The sequence below is a fragment of the Leptospira bandrabouensis genome (genome assembly GCF_004770905.1).
In the GTDB taxonomy this organism is placed as follows: Bacteria; Spirochaetota; Leptospiria; order Leptospirales; family Leptospiraceae; genus Leptospira_A; species Leptospira_A bandrabouensis.
Map to the genome: position 1 here is coordinate 74,914 of NZ_RQHT01000015.1, position 19,892 is coordinate 94,805.

Annotated in this window: 16 protein-coding genes; 7 read left to right on the plus strand and 9 right to left on the minus strand. The window is 35.4% G+C overall.

What is annotated here, in order from left to right; all coding sequences use genetic code 11:
* Positions 1-191 precede the first annotated feature (191 nt).
* From EHR07_RS17930 to EHR07_RS17940, 3 genes are all read left to right on the plus strand, one after another.
* The gene (locus tag EHR07_RS17930) at positions 192-884 is read left to right on the plus strand and encodes a histidine kinase (RefSeq protein WP_135746408.1); all 693 of its coding nucleotides are present in this window, start codon (positions 192-194) and stop codon (positions 882-884) included.
* Positions 885-946: 62 nt separating this feature from the next.
* Positions 947-1,714, plus strand: a complete 768-nt coding sequence (locus tag EHR07_RS17935; RefSeq protein ID WP_135746409.1) for an SDR family NAD(P)-dependent oxidoreductase — start codon at positions 947-949, stop codon at positions 1,712-1,714.
* 150 nt (positions 1,715-1,864) lie between these two features.
* The gene (locus EHR07_RS17940) at positions 1,865-2,164 is read left to right on the plus strand and encodes an ArsR/SmtB family transcription factor (RefSeq protein ID WP_135569095.1); all 300 of its coding nucleotides are present in this window, start codon (positions 1,865-1,867) and stop codon (positions 2,162-2,164) included.
* 3 nt (positions 2,165-2,167) lie between these two features.
* On the opposite strand, the gene rfaD is transcribed toward EHR07_RS17940, so the two are convergent.
* Positions 2,168-3,139 carry an ADP-glyceromanno-heptose 6-epimerase gene (rfaD, locus tag EHR07_RS17945; RefSeq protein ID WP_135746410.1) on the minus strand — a complete coding sequence of 324 codons (972 nt, stop codon included), beginning with the start codon at positions 3,137-3,139 and terminating at the stop codon, positions 2,168-2,170.
* Positions 3,140-3,264: 125 nt separating this feature from the next.
* A complete protein-coding gene (locus tag EHR07_RS17950) occupies positions 3,265-5,037 on the minus strand; it encodes a UbiD family decarboxylase (protein ID WP_135746411.1) in 1,773 nt (590 codons plus the stop codon).
* Between the two features lie 53 nt (positions 5,038-5,090).
* Here EHR07_RS17950 and EHR07_RS17955 point away from each other — a divergent pair, with 53 nt between their 5' ends.
* On the plus strand, positions 5,091-6,632 hold the full coding sequence (locus tag EHR07_RS17955; RefSeq protein WP_135746412.1) for a phosphatase domain-containing protein: 1,542 nt from the start codon (positions 5,091-5,093) through the stop codon (positions 6,630-6,632).
* Positions 6,633-6,637: 5 nt separating this feature from the next.
* Here EHR07_RS17955 and EHR07_RS17960 read toward each other — a convergent pair whose 3' ends face one another.
* Together EHR07_RS17960 and EHR07_RS17965 are read right to left on the minus strand one after the other, a co-directional pair.
* Positions 6,638-8,134: an LA_3751/LA_3752 family putative glycosyltransferase gene (locus EHR07_RS17960; protein WP_135746413.1), complete on the minus strand. Its 1,497-nt coding sequence runs from the start codon at positions 8,132-8,134 to the stop codon at positions 6,638-6,640.
* The gene (locus EHR07_RS17965; protein ID WP_135746414.1) at positions 8,134-9,138 is read right to left on the minus strand and encodes a glycosyltransferase family 2 protein; all 1,005 of its coding nucleotides are present in this window, start codon (positions 9,136-9,138) and stop codon (positions 8,134-8,136) included. The genes EHR07_RS17960 and EHR07_RS17965 overlap by 1 nt, the downstream gene beginning before the upstream one ends.
* Positions 9,139-9,258: 120 nt before the next feature.
* Between EHR07_RS17965 and EHR07_RS17970 the strand changes: the two genes are divergently transcribed.
* Positions 9,259-10,236, plus strand: a complete 978-nt coding sequence (locus EHR07_RS17970; RefSeq protein ID WP_135746415.1) for a glycosyltransferase family 2 protein — start codon at positions 9,259-9,261, stop codon at positions 10,234-10,236.
* Here the strand turns inward: EHR07_RS17970 and EHR07_RS17975 are convergent.
* Positions 10,193-11,707, minus strand: a complete 1,515-nt coding sequence (locus EHR07_RS17975) for an ArnT family glycosyltransferase (protein ID WP_135746416.1) — start codon at positions 11,705-11,707, stop codon at positions 10,193-10,195. The two genes, EHR07_RS17970 and EHR07_RS17975, sit on opposite strands and share 44 nt — an antisense overlap.
* 197 nt (positions 11,708-11,904) lie before the next feature.
* Here EHR07_RS17975 and EHR07_RS17980 point away from each other — a divergent pair, with 197 nt between their 5' ends.
* Both EHR07_RS17980 and EHR07_RS17985 read left to right on the plus strand, forming a co-directional pair.
* Positions 11,905-12,354: a hypothetical protein gene (locus EHR07_RS17980; protein ID WP_135746417.1), complete on the plus strand. Its 450-nt coding sequence runs from the start codon at positions 11,905-11,907 to the stop codon at positions 12,352-12,354.
* Positions 12,351-13,655, plus strand: coding sequence for a hypothetical protein (locus EHR07_RS17985; RefSeq protein WP_135746418.1), 1,305 nt, complete (start codon positions 12,351-12,353; stop codon positions 13,653-13,655). The genes EHR07_RS17980 and EHR07_RS17985 overlap by 4 nt, the downstream gene beginning before the upstream one ends.
* 11 nt (positions 13,656-13,666) lie before the next feature.
* Here the strand turns inward: EHR07_RS17985 and EHR07_RS17990 are convergent, their stop codons facing one another.
* The 4 genes from EHR07_RS17990 to EHR07_RS18005 are packed head-to-tail and all read right to left on the minus strand — an operon-like array spanning position 13,667 to position 19,891.
* Positions 13,667-15,277: an LA_3751/LA_3752 family putative glycosyltransferase gene (locus tag EHR07_RS17990; RefSeq protein ID WP_135746419.1), complete on the minus strand. Its 1,611-nt coding sequence runs from the start codon at positions 15,275-15,277 to the stop codon at positions 13,667-13,669.
* A complete protein-coding gene (locus EHR07_RS17995; RefSeq protein ID WP_135746420.1) occupies positions 15,277-16,806 on the minus strand; it encodes an LA_3751/LA_3752 family putative glycosyltransferase in 1,530 nt (509 codons plus the stop codon). The genes EHR07_RS17990 and EHR07_RS17995 overlap by 1 nt, the downstream gene beginning before the upstream one ends.
* Positions 16,807-16,808: 2 nt before the next feature.
* A complete protein-coding gene (locus EHR07_RS18000; protein WP_135746421.1) occupies positions 16,809-17,948 on the minus strand; it encodes a glycosyltransferase family 2 protein in 1,140 nt (379 codons plus the stop codon).
* Positions 17,945-19,891 (minus strand): O-antigen ligase family protein, encoded by a 1,947-nt coding sequence (locus EHR07_RS18005; RefSeq protein ID WP_167483389.1) that lies wholly within the window; start codon positions 19,889-19,891, stop codon positions 17,945-17,947. Before EHR07_RS18005 ends, EHR07_RS18000 begins: the two co-directional genes overlap by 4 nt.
* Between the last annotated feature and the right edge of the window lies 1 nt (position 19,892).

Genomic DNA, 19,892 nt, shown 5'->3' on the forward strand with positions numbered 1-19,892 from the left:
GTTTCCAAGCGAGGCTAGGTTTTTTACACTATTTTAAATGAGGCTCTTTGGTCAATGGAAAATGAGTTTATTTCCTGGAAATGGTAAAAAAACAGGAAAAACGGTGAATTTCCCTTGAGATTTTAGTTGTGGATTTCCCGGTTCGATAATAGAACCATGTGGGAATAGTCCCCCACTTTAAGGAATGATTCGTGGCGAAACCTTTTGTAGAATTAGAAACACAAATTCCCGATTTAGTAAAGGCAAAATCCAAAATTGTCGTACGATCCTCTCGAATGAATCGCCAACTAGAACAATACGTTCTCGGACTCATTACCAACATTCTTTCTGAGGTCAACCAGAGTCATTTTGTGGAGATGCTTTATACAATCTCGAAAGAACTCACCATCAATGGAATCAAAGCCAATCAAAAGCGGGTTTTTTTTGAAGATGAGGGCCTAGATATCACTGATGAAAATGACTACCTCCAAGGGATTAAAGAGTATTCCAAAAAGTTTTCAGAGAAAATGGCTGACGAATACGGGAAACGTTGTTTGGCACGTGGCGTATATGTCCAAATCAAATTTCATTATTGTTTGGATGGGCTTCTTGTGGAAGTCACAAACAATACCCCCGTCATCAAAACCGAAGAAGCTCGGATGCGGGAAAAAATGAAAAAGTCAATGAACTACAATGACATAGCCGAATTCTATATGGATAATATGGACAACACAGAAGGTGCAGGTCTTGGAATTGCGCTGATTATGATTTTACTCAAAAACGAAGGGGTTGACCCCAACCTATTCCGAATCATCACCCACCCCGATAGAACAGTCGCACGAGTCGAAATTCCATTTAACGACAATTATGTGTCGTTTCGTAGCGCAGAGTTAGCCGAAATCTAACTGTAAAATAATAGACCTTAATTGTATCGACCACCATTCCGCCATTTTCAAAAATGGCGGTCATGGAATTAAAAGGTGCAAATATTCTCGTCACCGGATCTGCCGGTGGACTCGGAAAGGCAATGGCTTACCGATTGGGTAAGGCTGGAGCTAATATCATTCTCTCAGACATTCAAAAAGAGAAATTGGACGAAACTGTCTCCTTCTTCCAAAAAGAAGGGATCAAAACCACAGGTGTAGTTGCCAATGTGGCAAAAGAGGAAGACAGCATTCGACTGATTGAGGAAGCAGCGGCTTTTCAAGGAAGCCTAGATGCTGCTATTTTGAACGCAGGAATTTTACGTGATGGCCTACTCATCCGCGTAGACAAAGAAACAGGAAAAGTAAAAGGGAAAATGGGAATCGACCAATGGCAATCCGTCATTGATGTAAACTTAACCGGTGTATTCCTAACGGCAAGAGAAGCGGCCGCAAAGATGGTGGAACAAAAGAAGGGAGTGATCATTCCCATTGCTTCGATCGCTATGCATGGAAATTCTGGCCAAACCAACTACAGTGCTGCCAAAGCTGGTGTCGCTGCTATGACTGTGACTTGGTCAAAAGAACTTGCTAAGTTTGGAATCCGAGTGGCAGGAATTGCCCCTGGTTTTATTGGAACTGAAATGGTTCTAAAAGATATGAATCCGGAGGCTTTGGAAAAATGGAAGTCTATCATTCCTGTCGGAAGACTTGGTGAACCAGATGAGATTGCGTCCACTGCTGAGTTTATTATCACCAATGATTTGGTAACCGGAGTGGTCTTAGAAATTTCTGGTGGAGTCCGAATCTAACTTCGATTAATGACTGTGCCCTCATGTATCCATTGAGGGCTTAAAACCTTACCAACCCAAAAAGTTTTGTCATTTTTTTTTCAAACGAAAAAAATTTCGTAGGTAAAATCAGTATAGATTCGTCATAAGGATATAACGGAATCCTTAGTGATGAAAATAAAAACAGAACTTTCTAAACAACAATTGGAACAAGCCATTAAAGGAATACAAGGCATTGCGCACCCTATTCGTTTATTGATTTTATATACCCTAGCAAAAGAAGAAAAAACCGTAGGCCAACTTGTGGAACTTCTTGGCACAAGTCAATCGGCAGCTTCCCAACATTTGAGTAAGATGAAAAACAACGGAATCTTAGAATCACGTAAGTCTTCAAACCAAGTGTTCTATAGCCTAAAGGATCCTAAGTTTAAAGAGTTGATTCAAACGATTGTCAAAGTGTATAAAAAGTAAACACTAGGTTTGGTCTTTTAATAAAAGACTAACATATTCCCCAACAGCATCCCGGAGGTTTGTATAACCAAAGGGATATCCTGTTTGATTTATTTTTTCCATCTCTGCACAAGTATAGTATTGGTATTTGCCCTTTAAAGATTCGGGCATATCTACATACTCAATATTTATTGGTTGGTTCATCGAAGTGAACAAGGCGTTCGCTAAATCGTTCCAAGTTTCCGCAATTCCCCGGCCTACATTGTACAATCCATACTTTCGTTCAGAAAGAAGATAAATACTAATTTTACTTGCATCCTTTACATACAAAAAATCCCGTTTTTGTTCCCCGTCTTTGTATTCTGGCTTATAGGATTTAAATAATTTTAATTTTCCAGTGTCTCTGATTTGTTCATAACCTTTTAGAACAAGGCTACGCATATCTCCCTTATGGGCTTCCCCGTAACCAAAAACATTAAAATATTTGAGTCCGACAAGTCTGTCTGCGATCCCCACTTTTTTGGCATACAGATCAAATAGTTGTTTGGAATACCCATACATATTCAGTGGTTTTAAATTTTCGATAGGAGCTTTGTCGTCATAACCATACTCACCTTCTCCATAAGTAGCAGCACTGGAAGCATAAAGGAAGGGTATGTTTTTTGTGACAGCAAACTCTGCCATTTTTTTCGTATAATGAAAGTTATTTTGCATTAGGTAGGTGGCATCTTTTTCTGTGGTGGCAGAACATGCACCCAAATGGTAAATTTCCGAAATTTCATTTAAAAGAGGATGTCTTACATCCAACATGGATTCGAATTTATCTTTTTCATAATAATCTAGGAAAAAATTTCTTTGTAAGTTTTTCCATTTCTCTGTGGTTCCCAAATGGTCCACAACTAAAATATCGGTGTTCCCATTGTGATTGAGATCTTCAATAATTTGTGATCCGATGAGGCCTGCGCCTCCAGTGACGAGAGTGAGTTTTTTTGCCATTGGTTTCGTTTTAGTTTTTTATCCCTAGAGATTCTTTCTATACACTTTTTTACATTCACGAAGAAAACCAAATCCATTCCTAATGGAATTTGATTAGATGATTGCCGATTCCAACAGAGACTATCTCAGATAGAATCGATGATCCTTCCAAACTTTGTATCTACTTGTTTTACCGTTTCTGGAAGAGGCATTAGGACTTCAGGGATCCAAGGTTTCATCCTGCAGTCAAAAACGATAGGAACTTGATACGCGATATGGTTCCCTTTGATTTCCGTTCTTGCATAAACATCGGAGGCAGGTTCCATTCGAGTAAACATAGTCCAAATAAAATCAGAATCAGTTTTTACGGCATCCTCGGAATCATCCACAAGAAATACATAATGGAAACGACCAAGGTCTTCTCCGAGCAGACGATTTGCCAATTGATCATTTGGAGTGAAAGCAGATCCTTCGATCACAAGAACTCCCGGTAAAAAAACTTTTGGTTTTGTGAATCGTTTGTCTTTTAGATTTCCAGTAAACTCTCTTGGTAGGTTTGGAAACTTAATAGGTGCATTGGCATCGGTAATTCCCATCCATAAAAGTTTACTACCTTTGTTGACAGTTCCACTCGTATAATCCAATGTATCTTGGCTAATATGACTAAAGATAAAAAAGTCAGTTTTTGGATCTGATCTTTCTGTGATAACTTTGAACGTTTCTGAAAAGTTTTTTAAGTTCACACGTTCATTTGTGACAAGTAAACATTTTGTAAGTGAAAGTTGCCCTTCACCTAAAATGCGAAGTGCCCCCATAAAGGCTTCGCGAAAATACCTTTCTTTGACAACAGCTGCCGCAAGGGAATGAACACCCGATTCTTCATAGGCCCAGACACCTAGCACTTGTGGCATCACGAGTGGAAACATGGGAGAAAGTAAATCTTGTAAAAACTCAGCGATATAATGGTCTTCTTGGGGAGGCCTTCCCACAACCGTAGCCGCCCAGATGGCATCCTTTCTATGCAAAATATGTTTTAGGTCTAAGTAAGGATAATCGTGTAACAAAGAATAGTATCCGTAATGGTCGCCGAAAGGGCCTTCCGGTTTTCTCTTATGAGGAGGAATGGAACCAATGAGAGCAAAATCAGCATCGGCCACGATGGGATAAGGAGAAATCGTTTTGTCTTTTTTCATCCGCAGTTTTTCTCCCATAAGAAAGGAAGCAAAAACAAGTTCCGGAATTTCTTCAGGTAGTGGGGCGACCGCTGCAATGGTCAAAGCTGGTGGCCCACCAATGTACACATGAGCTGGAAGTGAATCCCCTTTTTTTTCTGCTTCATAATAATGAAAGCCACCACCCCTGTGGATTTGGATGTGCATCCCTACCGTTTTGTCGCCGAAAAGTTGCACCCGGTACATTCCTAAATTTCCATTTCCCGATTCTGGATGTTGGGTATATACGAGAGGGAGAGTGACAAAGGCTCCTCCGTCTTTTGGCCAAGAAACCACTTGGGGTAACTCGTTTGTGGATAAAACGCTACCAGCGAGAACTGGGGCCCTTCTCACCTGTTTTAAGCCCACTTGGAAAGGCAAAAGTCCCAGGGATCGTTCTTTCCAAAGTTTGGAAAACCTAGGGGGAAAGATCTCTTTTGCGAGTTTGGCAAGGCGCTGGATGGTTGCCACAGGTTTTGGGCCAAAGGCCAAGTGAATTCGTTTTTCAGAGCCGTAAAGATTGGTAGCAACGGGAAACTTAGTCCCTTTGACATTGGTAAAAAGAAGGGCTGGGCCTTTTTTGGCCACAACTCGTCTCTGGATTTCTGCTAGTTCCAGATGGGGGTCCACGAGATCAGAAATCACATGGAGTTCACCCTCTCTTTGCAAAAGTTGGACAAAATCATTAGTAGATCGTAGTGAAACCATAAAAAGGAATGGACGGCTCCTCGTTTTCTTAGACTCTTAAGGGCATAAATTCTATGTCCCAAGAACCAAATACCACACAACCAATCATTACCGATATCAAAAGAATTGCTGTCTGCGGAGGATCTTTAGGAAGAGAGAGGCGCTCTTACGTACGAGGCCAAGTGGTGGATGTGGGAATTACCGATCTCATGAAAGCAGAAGGCCTTTGGGATTTAATGACGGGACTTTTTATTGGGGAAGAAACAAAAATCACACCTTTCCTAGATTTCTCTTTGGCTCCTGTGAGAAAACCGGTTTTAAAATTAGAAGTCTATGATGCTGGTGGAAATAAAATTTACACTTCAGGAAAAATCAAAGCGGATGAAGACGGATTTTTTTCCTGCGAGATCCGAGACAAACTTCCCGTTGGGTTTCATGACTTTCAAGTCATACTCGAAGGTCTGGATAGTTTTCGCCAATACTCCAAAGACCTAGCCCATCTAAATTCCACAGAAGATTCTATTTTGGGAAAAACAACCATTGTAGGAAAGGGAAAACTTCGAATCCTAGCCGAAGACTATAAAGGAATGGTAGTAACCTCGGACATAGACCAAACCTATCTTGCCACAGACATCCATTCGGGCAAAGGTAAGTTCACCGCTTTATTTGAAACACCTAACCAAAAACAGGCGCTACCTGGAATGCCAGAACTTTACAGGGAACTTCGTAGTTCTTTGTCCAATGCTCCCCTAGCCTTTATCTCTGCCAGTCCTCATTTTTTTCGCCGCACCATGCTTGCTACCATCGCAAAAGACGGAATCCAAATTGAATCCTTACATCTAAAATATTTAGAAGGAACGATCAAAGGAGTTTTTGATAAAGTACTCGGAACTATCTTTAACCCCATCGAATTTTTACAAAATGGATTTAAACCCGCTTGGTCACGGACAAAAAAATTCTTAGGTGCTTCCTATCAGAGTTTATTTGACCAAATGTCTTATAAACTTTCCATCCTACTCTATGATAGAGTGTATCTTCCCACAGAAGCCAAAGAGATTCTTCTGGGTGACAATACTGAATCGGATTATATGATCTTTACTCTCTACCAAATCATTTGTATGGGAAAACTCACAGGTGATGAATTAGAAGAGTATTTATACAAACTCAATTTCCTAGGTCGTGATGCCATCACAAGAGACGCCGCCAAAAAAATCAGACTCCTTGCCGAAGAAATTCATAGAATTCATGGAACCATAAATCCTGTGGCAATCAGTCTCATCAACCGAACAAGTCACGGTCCCAGTGAAGTGGATATGAGAGAAAAAGTAAAGGAGGCACTTCCGGCAGGAATGTATGAGACTGTTTTTGGAACCAAACAGGCATTCTACGGCACTGAGGGGGCTTTGGGAATGGCTATGATTTTAGAAAATGAAGGATACTTAAATCTAGAGCAGATTTTAGCCATTGTGGCGGGAATGATCGGAAAGGTGTTGGAAGGAAAACTTGTAGATGAAGGATTTTTATTAAAACTATTAGATGAATTAACTTTGCCTAAACAAGCAGAAGTAACAAGATCAAAACTAAAAGAAGGACTGATCACTGCCTTCCAATCTTGAAGGTTTTATTTGATCTTACAGGATACAGAAAAAATAGATATTTTTTTCAGGTTTACTGGTACAAATTGACAACCTGGCGTTTCAGATATCTTTTTCCAAAATGGATTTTCAGGACTAACTAATTTTGACAATGGAAGAAGTAAAAACTGAACCCGTTTCCCTTTTAAGGCACTGCCCAATTCATTGAAAACATCCATTGGGTTACCATAAAAAATGGGACTTTGAACATGCATAATCCCTAAGGCATTGGCAATGGTCGGGTCTTCAACAACATAACCATCGGCGGGATCTTCCATAAGCCTGTTTACTAAGTCTTCGATTTGAACAGAAATTTTTTTCATTTCTTTCCAAACCTTAAAGTTAATATAAACAGAATAGGAAAACGATAACAAAAGAAAAACTATTACGACATATTTTTTAATTCCAACGAGCCTTCTCCATTGAAAATGGAAGAGAAGTAAAATGGGAAAAATACTGAAACTTGAATAATACCTAGTTCCCCAATCGATATTCGAATCATTAGGTGAAAGGAAAGTAACAAAAAGAATTATAAGGGCCCAAAGATAAAATAAGTTTCGCCCTAATGTATTTTTTCTACCTGGACTCAAAAAAATATATAAACCTGAAAGAACAAATAACCAAGGTGCATAACCGAATAGACCGAACCTTCCATTGCCACCAAGAAGGAGACTTTTCCACTTGAGAAAAACATCCATTTCTAAACGAAAGATCCCCGCTTTATTGTTATCGAACCTGGGTCCCAGAATCGAACCATAAACCAAATAGTTAGAAACAACAAAAAGAACTAGGACAATAGAAATAACAAAAATTCGTTTCCAATGCGCGTGGATTTGAATTGAGTCTCTCCCATTTTTAAAGAAAGAATACAGATAGAATGATAGCAAAACTAAGAAAAGTAATAGGATTTCAGTCCTTAAAAACAAAGAAAACAGACCGAAGACAATGACAAACATTGTGGTGAGATTGAATCCGGGTTTTTTGAATGATGATGTTAGAAAAATACAAATGAAAAAAGAAGCGAAGGCAATGTCAGAAAATGCGAGAAAATGTTGTAATAGGGGTGTAAAAAAAAGAACCACAACAAAGGACCAATAACTTTTTGTTATACGGTAAATTAAACAAGAATATAACCAAAAAAGAATAGCACCCAAATACACGATCCCATCTAACCAATGTAACTTTACCAGAGGTGTGATCAACACCGTATTTAAAAAAGGGAAAGGTGCAATTAAACTTCCATTTTTATTTACCTGTAATTGGTAGGATTCTTTAAAATAAAAGAATTTATAATCAGGGTCGATACTTTTCCCGGGATAATGGATCCCCTGTTCCTCAAATCCATTGTCGATCCAAAAAATGGACTGTAAAACTTTTGTTAAACTATCACTAACAAAACTATGGCTCGGCCGAGTAAAACTGGTAATAGTTAGCGTTATCGCTAAAAAAACAAACGGTAGAGCTATTCGGAAAATTCGATTCATCAAGAAAGTTTTTTAGATTTTTCGGTTAAGGACGAACCTTTTACAAATTCGACCACATACAGAGGACGCCCTTTAGACTCTTCAAAAATGCGAGCAATGTACTCCCCTAAAATTCCTATGGAAATGAGAATGGAACCACCGATCAAACATATCAGAGTGACAATGGTGGCCCAACCGGGGTTGTAAACAATTGGCATTTCTAAAATAAAGTGTTGGAATGCTCGAAACAAAGCATAAAAACCCACAGCAAATCCGATAATTGCCACAATAATTCCAAGTGCTAAACTAAAACGTAAAGGAAGCGGAGAAAAAGAAACAGCTGCATTCATTGCTAATTTCAACATTTTTCTTAAAGGATACTTTGTTTCTCCAGCAACCCTTGGATCACGTTTGTAAAATACGGGAGTTTGCGGAAATCCTATCCAAGCATTCATTCCTCGAAGGAAACGATGGTTTTCTCGGAGTCCATTCAGAGCGTCCAAACACCTTCTTGAAATTAGGCGGAAGTCACCAGAATCCAAAGGTAAATCTTTATGAACTAAAATTTTCATTAATCGATAAAAAGCCCAGGCAGTGGCTTTCTTAAAAAAGGATTCACCAGATCGGGCTAAACGCTGACCATAAACAACATCATATCCTTCTCTGTATTTTGTTAGCATCTCTAGAATCACTTCTGGTGGGTCCTGCAAATCGGCATCCATAACAACGACCGCGTCACCTTTCGCATAATCCATTCCAGCAGTCACCGCTAACTGGTGCCCAAAATTTCGGGAAAGGCTAACCACTTGAATTTGGGGATCTTTTTCAGCCCATGATACCAACTGAAAAATAGTTTGGTCAGAACTTCCATCGTTGACAAAGATTACTTCGACTTTTGTCGGTAAAATTTTAATTAAATCCTCTAACCTTTCTTTTAAAAAAGGAAGTGAGGACTCTTCATTATAACAAGGAATAATAATGGACAATAATTTCGGATTCTTTCTGGGAACTAGATAGTAATGCATAAGAGATATTTAATCAAAATAAATTAAGAGATACTAAAAGGAAATAAACGAAATGACCACAAAAAAACCAGTAAAAAAAGTTGCCTTAGGCATATTTTGAAGGATCGTTGACAAGAAACAATGAATCGTCAACTAAAGAAGATCTCTATTATCACTCCTTTTTACAACGAAGAATCAGGAGCCGATGAATTCTTTGAACGAATTGTTCCGCACCTGTTATCCTTAAAAACAAGTTACGAAATCATTTGTGTAAACGATGGTAGCAGAGACAAAACCATTGAGAAACTAGTGTTTCATCATAAAAAAAATCCAAATGTTAAGATTGTAGACTTTTCTAGAAATTTTGGGAAAGAAGCCGCAGTTTCGGCAGGTTTGGAATATGCCACTGGCGATGTGGTTATTCCGATTGACTCCGATTTACAAGACCCGCCGGAACTCATACCCACTCTCATTGAAAAATGGAAAGAAGGTTACGATGTAGTAACAGCCAAAAGATCCAGCAGGCAAGGTGAATCTTTTTTAAAGAAGTTTACGGCAAAACACTTTTACCGAGTCATTCGTTACATGAGCGAAGTAGAAATTCCTGTTGATGTGGGGGATTTCCGACTCATGGATAAAAAAGTAGTAAAAGCACTTTCCACCATGAAAGAAAAAAATCGTTTTTTAAAAGGTATGTTTGCTTGGGTGGGATTTAAGCAGATCGACGTGGAATACGAAAGACATGCTAGGTTCAAAGGTTCCTCCAAGTGGAACTATTGGAAACTTTGGAACTTTGCATTGGATGGGATTTTAATGTTTAGCACTATGCCTCTTAAGATATGGAGTTATTTTGGATTCTTTGTATCCTTTAGTGCTTTTGTATATTTAATTTATAGAATCATTCGTGTCATTTTCAAAGGCGTCGATGTGCCTGGTTACGACTCAACTTTAGTTATCATTCTCTTTCTGGGTGGAATCCAACTCATTGGAATCGGAGTTCTTGGCGAATACATTGCAAGAATCTTTATCGAAGTCAAAGGTCGTCCGATTTATATCGCAAAAGAAACCATTGGCTTCAACGAGAAAGTAACCCATTCTTCAAATAAACGTGGCAATTAGGGAAATAAGTTTTAAAATACTGATATTCCTTTCGAATATACTCATAATAAAAAACAAGTAAATCCTGATTCCACGAAGCATCATAACTACTGATTGGATTCTGGAATACATCCATGTCGCAGAATAAAATTAAACCAGGTTTGTTTTCGATTACTTTCAGTTTGATTTCTTCATTATCAATAAACATAGCTTTCGCATTTGACTGATCCGTAAAGTTCCCTGGTTGAATGACACGATTAATGGGGATCTGTTTGAATAAAGAATAAATTCCATGTGTACCTTTAGCCACAAACACGGGACGAGGATCCACTTTTTGATTTTCTATATCTACATAAATCTCTTTTGCAATATCTGGATAAACCTTAGAAAGTTTAATCACTCTTTTACGAACGAAAACAGCTACTGGAATTAAAATTAAAAAAGCAATTAACACAATGATTTCCTGTTTGTATTTAGGAAAAAAATTAGATTTAATAAAACGAAAAAGAAACGAAGAGCCTATCACTGTTGGAACAATCATTGGAAGATAATAATGTTCAAAAAAATATCCAGTCCAAGTGGCAGCAAGGAAGGCAGTCAATGTCCAGAGAAAACTTATCAATAAAATTTTAGGAACTTTCTTTTTCCATAGGTATAAAACAAAGGTTCCCATTTGAACAGAAACAAGAATTGCAAGGATTGGATATGTTTGCAGTGAACCAATTTTTTCAAGAAAGGTTACTTTTTTCGCGTAATTAGAAAAGAGAATTTTGTGTGTTTCTAAAAAAGAATCTCCAAGTCCAACAGAAAATACCCAAATGGTACTAACTAAAAAAGGCAAAATTGCAACGGAATAAAAAAGACTATATCCTAAAAAAGATTTCGGGTTTCTAAAAAGTATCCTTCTATGTAAGTAAAGATGGAGTAAATAAAAACCCAGAATATCAAAGGCTGTATTGTATTTGATGATAAATGCAAAACCAAAAGCCAAAGGACTTAACAATCGGTATTGTTTTTTTCCGTAAAATAAAAACCAAACCCCAATCGTTTCAAAGCAAAGATAAAATAATTCTGTATTTCCGGAAAGTCCATTCAGAAAAAAACTAAAAAGAATTAAAAACCCAAAACCCGCAGCGATTGCAAAAGTTCGATTGGAATGTCTTAACAGAAGCCAAATAATAAATGCAGAACAAACGACTACAAACAACGTAGAAAGGCGGATTGCAAAGATAGAAAACCCTAGAAGACCATGAATGATAAAATAAATGATATATATACCAATTGGTTTGATGTCCCATAAATCGCGAAAGGGAAGTTTCCCTTGTAACCATCCCTCTCCTATTAATGAATAGGTGATCTCATCCCAATCGATAGCAGTATATCCAAAAGATGGATATCGTAGAAAAAACGCTAATAAAGTGAAAAGCAGGAAAACTAATCCATTACGGATCGGACCAGAGGTATACAAAGTAGAAGGGAATAATTTTTTCATGAAATATATCGAATTAAAAGTAATGCAGGTTAACTCATAAAGATTAATAATTTGCCAATTTAGTCAAGCGATTCTATTCGAACTTAAGTATGCCTAAAAAAAATGAATCGGTTAAATAACTAATGGAGAAATATCTTTTCAGTTTTTAAGCAAAAAGAAAAATTGGTTTATCTTTCCCATTCGAATCACGACTCCCTATGAAAGAAAAAACGAAAAAAATTCTAACGATTGGTCTTTGTATTTATTTAATTTTAGTATCGTTTCAAATTTGGAGTGAGTTAACAAAACAAATACGAACCACAAAAAAAAGTATGGATTCCATGAAACAACTTGTCCAGGCTTATCCACATATGTTTTATCCCAATCATTTTACGGATATAACTACACTTTCTACAAAATTTAGAGAACTAAAAGGCAAAGAAGAACTATTTTATGTAGATACCCAAGTTTTTCAATTTGATGTTTTGCAAATGGCAGCTGCACCAACAAAGCTAAATTCATTTGAGAGGAAACTCCCAAAGTCAGGTCACATAGTCCTTGCCAATCCTAATTCAAAAATTGAAAATAAAAATTCCGAACTTTTCCAAAATTGTAAACCAAACATAAAGGGAGAGTTTTACTCCATCTGTTTTTGGGAGAAACAATGACCTATTTATTAATCACACTTCTCATAACAAATTTGGCATCTTTTATCGTGCTTGGTTTCTATCCGGAATTTTACAAAGGACTATTATACTTTCTTGTAACATTATTTGTATTATGTACTTTCGCAATCCTCAAAAAAGTAAAAACCAATCAAAACAAAAAACAGGGTTTCGTCTCTATAACTACTTTCTTTTTTCTTTTTGCGATGGTTGCCTATATATCTGAAATTCGTTTGGGTTTAAACCCCTTCGGAATGTTAGATGCGTATGCGATGTGGATCGGAAAAGGTCGAATGTTAGCTCTTTCTATTTTGGATGGAGATCCAATCCCACTCTGGAACCAATATTGGAGGATGCCCAATTATCCACTGGGGATCCCACTGCTCCATGCAAATTTGTCCCTTGCCTTTTCAAGTTTAAACAGTTTTTTCATCACGGCCAAAATTCCAAATTATCTATATCTGACTCTATTGTATTTTTTTGTTACAGAAAGGTCACTTGAGTTAAAGAAACCTTCACTAAGATGGGGATTTTTAATCCTTACTGGCACTTTTCTATTTCACCCAAATTATTTGTTGGTAGTTTCTGATTTATGTGCAGACTTTCCTGTCTCGGTAATATTTGCAGTCGCTACCTATTTTCTAATGGAGCGAGATAAAAAGTATTCGCATTACATACTAATTTTATCACTTTCGTTGCTTATCAATTTAAAAAGTGAAGCACTATTAATTACGGTAGTACTTTTGGCTTTTGTATTTTTCTTTCACTATTTAGAAAAAAGAATTTCAAAACAAATTCTAATTCTTACTTTTCTTTTACTGGCTGTATTTGGTGCTCCCACTTGGTTTCTATTAGCCAAAGGAAGTTTCCTATCTTCCGATTTTAAATCAATAAACCAGGCTTCGCCAGAAACAAATTTCATCTTAGAACGATTGTTAAGTGGAAACCTTTGGCTTTTGGTAATCCAGTTTTTTCTTAAATTCTATCTTTCACTCACGAAAGGTTTACTTTTTGTCCTACTGTTTCTTGTCTTTATATGGGGAAGTATGAATTTAAGAATCACTGTCTTATTCTATTTGATTTCCATTTCTATTTACACAGGGATTTTTCTACTGACTTCACTGGATCCGCAAATGCATTTAGAACAGGCATATGACCGCATTCATTTCCAGTTATACCTAATACCTCTAGTTATTTTTTGGAAATTCACAAAGGATAATGAAGAAAAAATTTCAGATAGTTTAAGTTCTATTTTGAATTCCATAAACCAATTATGGAAACGAACTAAATTAGAAAAAAAGTAAAACTCTATGTTTTATTTTTTTTCCCACAACATATACCGGTAGCCCGCAGTGTTTGAGTCCGATGTTTTTTTATAGAATTTAGATTCGATCTCATACTTTGAGTTCACCCATTCTTCATAAAATTCATTGGAAATATTTTCATCCTTAGGTGGTTTAAAATCATAAACGAAAACTTGAAATTTCGAAATTCCTTGATTGTACAATCGACTTTCCAAAGCCGCAAATTCACTTTGTTTATTTGCGATTAAATGTGGTTTTTTCAGAAAGGAGTCAGAAATTAATAACAAATCAAAAGTACTTAAATGAATGACTGGTGCATACGGATATTTTAGCCACTCGGACTGCAAAATTTCATGGTACTTTTTTACAAAATCGATGGTTTTAAAATTACGTTTCACGTGGTAAAAACCCAAACCAATTTGTAAAACAATGAATAATAGTAACCACTGCCGTCTTTCTGAACTTTCTTGGTCCGCAAAAACTGAAATTACAAATATGGATAACAATACATACGAAAACTCAGTATATCGTAATCCAAGATACAATCCTCCTTGCGAATAAGGGCTAAGTAAAACAACAAGAAGAAGTGAGATAACTCCCACCCATAGTAATATCTTTTGTAAACTTGAAAGCTTTATGCGAAAAATCGCAAAACTAATGAAGAATATAAATGGAAAACAATAGGATACAAATCCAGTCCGAAATGTATTTCCAAACATAAACTCTTTAAAAAAATACAATCGATCACTTAATTGTAACCGGTTAAAGTCGTTGAAACTAACCTTACTTCTTACACCTAATATTTCGCCAAATTCATTTAAGTTATAAGCGCCTAACAAAATTCCAGCAAATGTTAGTCCAAACAAAATAAGAGAATATCTTTTAATAAGAAAAAGCATTCTCCAACGGTTTAATAATAAGATTAAGAAACCTAAAATTCCAATATAAATAGCCGATTCAGAACGAAGAAAAATGGAGATAGCACCTGATAATCCAGTTAGAACTTCCAAAACACGTGATATCTTTTTTGAACTTTCTAATGCCAAAACACCGTAAAAAAAGATTAATAAAAAAATATGCGAAGGAATACTTTCCGAAAACTCGATTGCACTGGAAACACAGTAACCAACTAAAAATAAAAGGGATGTCAAAAAAAGGATCTCAACTTTACGAACCCCAAAAAGAGAACGAATAAAAGATACAATGGCTGCCGTTAGTAAAAAATATAAAAATAAAATGACTCCATTGAAAAGCCGATAAGGCAAAGGAAGAATTGAAAAAACCTGTGCAAAAAATGTTGGGTATTGAAAAACACACTCTTTTCCGCTATCCTTTTGAAGAAAATAAACCCAAGGATATCTAAAAGGATAAAATCGATATTCAGGATCAATGTCATTATTTTTGGAATAACACTCGTGTTGTTGAATCCCTTTTTCTTTGTATTGAATTGTCTGATAAAGTTTTATTTGTGAATCAGATTGAATCAGTGGACTTATACCAGAGTCCCAAACAATTCTTTTATAAATAAAAAAAGAAACCAACGCGAATAACAGTATAACAAGAACTTGTTTTCGAGTTACAAAGTTCAAAAATTGAAATAACCAAACTTTAAATTGATTCACTATGGCCTTTCCAATATATAACCTTTGAAATGCGCAATCTTCTGTTCCGATTGAATAACATAGGCTTTAGGATCTAGTTTAAAATTAATATCAAACTTTTGTTTCCAGATTTTCTCAGGAAATTCATTATTTACGAGTTTGTTACCTTCCCACTCCAAATATAAAATCTTTTTTTTCTGGTCTCTTAATACATTTTCAACGTTTAACCAATCTTTATTCGAGTATATGGCTATCTGCGGATACTTTAAATAACTTATACCAATGAGATAAGAAAGTGATAACCCTCTATGAACAATCAAATCAGGATTTAAATGATCAAATGTATTCATCACTTGATGGTATAATTTTGCCGAAGAAGACCACTGCTTAATGGCTCGTAAATCAGATTTATAACAAAAATACAAAAACGGCAATACAAGTAGGAAATACTTTAATTTTGAATTTTGATTTCCAAAAGTTAGAAAAACACCAATCATAAGTAGATAAATTCCACTTTCAAAGTAGCGCATTCCAAATATATCAACTCCGGCTCGATAGGGAGAAATTAATGGAAGTATTAAAAGAAAAACAAGCCCTGCCATTAAAAAGGACAAAATTCTTTTGTCTTTTTTTAAACCTAAACTAATAAAGCCTAAAAATAAAATTGGGTATCCCTTGAAGATTCCAATCTTAAATTCATTTCCCCAAAGATCCGCGATCCATTCCCCTAATAAATTCCTGGAAAGCTGACCACTTTCCATATCCATCATCGTATTTAAACCACGCATTCCTAAATAGTGGCCATAGACCGCTTGATTCCATAGAGAGAAAATCACCATTAAGAAAATACTTAGTGAAACATACGGATACAAGTTTTTGAGAAGGCCTACTTTGTTTTTTTCATATAGAAAAGAAATGCTCAAATACAGTAGCAATGCAATTGTCGATTCTGGTCTAAGCTGAAAATTAAATACAATAGATACAGCAAGTAATATCCCAAACCTAAACTGGTTTTGCTCAATTAACTTATGGTATGAAAGTATCGATGCTAAAAAAAAGAAGTTTGTGATGGTAAGTTCAGAATAGTCAAGTGAGGATAAAAATATCGGTGTGAAACACTGAATCAGCACTACAGACAATAAAATTCTAATTTCTTTCGAATCAAATCTTGAAAAAATCCGATCCAAAAGAAGAAAATTAAAAAAGAAAATAAGAATCGGAAAATAAATTACCCATTTTTTTAAAATTCCAATGAAAAGAATCTTTTGAAGCCAAACAAAAAGAACCGGATATTGAAAGACACAACGTCCGTCCTTTAACTCAAAAGCCCAAGGATAACCAAATGGAATCATCGATTGGGAAAAACCCAAATTTCTTGCAGGGAAAAAACAATCTTCGGCGTTACCGTCATTTTGACTATTGATGACTTGATAATACTTGATCTCTGGATCACTCGATATAAATACAGAATTCTCATTCCACTTCCAACGGTAGAAGAACGGAATTAATAGGATAAGGAAATATATACCAAGTCTTTTGGAAAAATTCATTCCTAATCTCGTTTGATAATGTGAGCAGTTACCGCTTGAAGTGCAAAAATGAATAAAGTTAAACTCAAATTTGTAGCTACAATAAATTCACGTTCTAAATTGATAAAAACATATCCGCTCTTTTGCCATTGCAAAAAAACCAAAACAATGGCAAGGGCAATAATGCCAAGACCACTTAGCAAAACAAAAAAGAGACGATCCTCTTCCATGGACAAAATATTTTGATACATTTTACTAATTCTAGGTTGTTTCGTTGCAATTAACAATCCAGTTCCCCAGAGACTTAAACCAAGTATCGATAAAAAAGAAAAGAATACCATAGAATGAATTCCATACAAATTCATTCCAGCTATGGAAATAACTTTTCCTACGAAAAAACCAACTAACAACTGCAACCAGAAAAAGGTAAACAAAACAAGTCCACATCGTTCAAACAAATGTGGTGCATAAAAAAGGATCCTCAAAAGGTGGCGCATTCCATCTCGCCATGTTTTTAAGTGTGGAATCCTACCCTCTTTATCTGGGTAAAGTGAAACTGGCACATGTTCCATTTTCGACTCGTGCAAAAGTGCTTTGATTAGAAGTTCAGAAGCAAATTCCATTCCTTTACTTCTAATGTCCCAAGAAAGATACTTATCTTTTCTAAAACATCGAAAACCAGAATTACTATCACGAATTTTAAATTTCTTTGAATATAATAAATTGATAATCCAGTTAATAACAGGAGTTCCTAAATATCGGTGCAAAAAAGGCATTGCACCCTTATGAATTTCCCCATCAAGGCGAGAGCCAATTACCATATCATAATTGCCTTCAACAAGTTTTAGAATTAGAGCAGGAGCCTCTAAAAAGTCATAAGTATCATCAGCATCCGCAAAAACGATGATATCCCCTTTTGCATTTCTAATCCCAGAATCAAGTGCCGCTCCATACCCGCGTTCCTTAGCCGGAGCAACTCTTACACCAAATTTTTTTGCGATGGATATCGATTTATCAGTGCTGCCATTATCAGAAACCAGAATTTCTATATCCATTTTTTTGGAATATTCTTCCTTAATTCTAACCAATTTTTCCAAAACATAAGGAAGGGTTCTTTCTTCATTTAAACAGGGGATTACAAAACTAACGTTTGGTTTTTTCATAAAAAATTACGTAGGTATATTCCAAAAGGATCGCTTATTGAAAGCAAAATTTTTATTGAATCAGAATACTCCGCTAACGGTTCCTCATTTACAATATAATTCATAAGTTTCGCATAACAAATTTCTTTCCTAGAGACAAAATCGAAACATTGCTGCAAAATTTTTGGTTCATTCGCCGTTGAATAAGCCAAAGCTAACTGAAGAAAGAAATATCTTTCTCCAAACATAAAAATTTCAGATCTACTTAATCCTTTGGAATCTGAATCCAAATTGATTCCCTTCGGAATGATACCTGTAGGAGTAAATTCCAAAAACGTAGAAAGGTGAATATTTTTATGATTTTTAAAAATTTGTTGTTCAATTTTACTAAAACGATAGGAAAAAAACAGAAATAGAAAAAAATAGAAACCCATAAAAACCATAATAGTCTTTGAAACCTGCTGAGATTCTTTATCTTTCACATTACTTTTCCCGGCATTCTTTACATCGAGGGCTAATAAACCTAATATTAATATATTTGCAATTTCAAGACTACTAAAATCCAATATTTCATGTATTAACCAAATTAACAAAATTGCTTTAGGTAAATTCTTCCTCAAATTAACAACAGCTACATTTTTGTGTGAATACTTAAAAAAACTAAAAATCCAAATCAAAAAAACTGAAAATCCGAAGATTCCAGTAGAACTGAAAATCTGGAAATACAAATTATGTGCTAGCGGAAATGTTTTAAAATGAGACATGTAGTCTTCTACTAAAGCAAAATCAAGAGCTGATATTTTGAGATTTTCAACAAAGGGAATTAACTTTTCCGAATTAAATCCAAAACCAAAAATAGGCTTATTGTAAATAGTTGAAAGCATATGTAACTTCCAAATGGAAAAACGCACTCCAATAGTTTCTACATTCAATAACGATTTCTCAGAGAGTAACAAAAATACAAAAGCAAGTAATAAAGAAATGAATGCAAAAGCCACAAACTTAAGATTAATTTTTTCCTTTTGCTGCTCCCAGACAATATACAGAAAAAGAAGACCAGTGGAAATAATTGAAATCCTTGAAAGCGACAATAAAAGAAAAAAACATGAGACAAACAAAACCGTTAGATAGAAAACTCTGAAACGCCAGTTACTCTCATGAAAACTTAATGCTAATAATCCAAGAATTAAAAAAGAATTAGAACCCAATAGACTAACTGGAATTAAAAAAAGATCCTCACGATAAGAATTTATCTTAAATTCGCTATCTAAATACATTTTGCTTAAAAGTATTACTGAATTGATCAAAAAAATAATTAATATATGATCTATTAGCTTTTGCCTGAATTCCCGACCTAATGAATTAACCAAAGAAAGGATAATAACCACTTCGGAAAATAACAAGATACGAACTAAAGCAAAGTCATCACTCCAATCTCTAAAAATCCAAAGTAAAACTATGAGAAAAAATAGAATAAATGATTTAGAAAATTGAATTTCTTTTATATCACTATTTCGAATCATAAGGCCGATTGCAAATCCTATCGGAACAACAGGATACAACATAAAATTGATACAGGCAAAACAAGGTAATATAGCCAACAATGGACCAAACATATTAAATTCAGCTTCATTGGATCGAAAATGCTGAAATAAAATAATGGAATTCCAAATAATCATGGTTAATTTTATAACCAACTTCTCTGGAAATAATTGGATAGGATCATATTCAGCAATTTTGAAAAATACAAAATTACTCAAAAGAATGATAAGAAAAAGATGACCTAAAGAATAGAAACTAAAATGCTTTTTCTTCCGAAGCCAGATTGCGTAGATGACTACAAATAAACAGCCAATACCAACGGCATCGTTTCGAAAAAATCTTTGATTAGTTTCACCAAAAAATTGAAAGAAAAATAAAACTAGATAGAAGATATCAAAAAAAATAGAAAACTTTGATTTCATC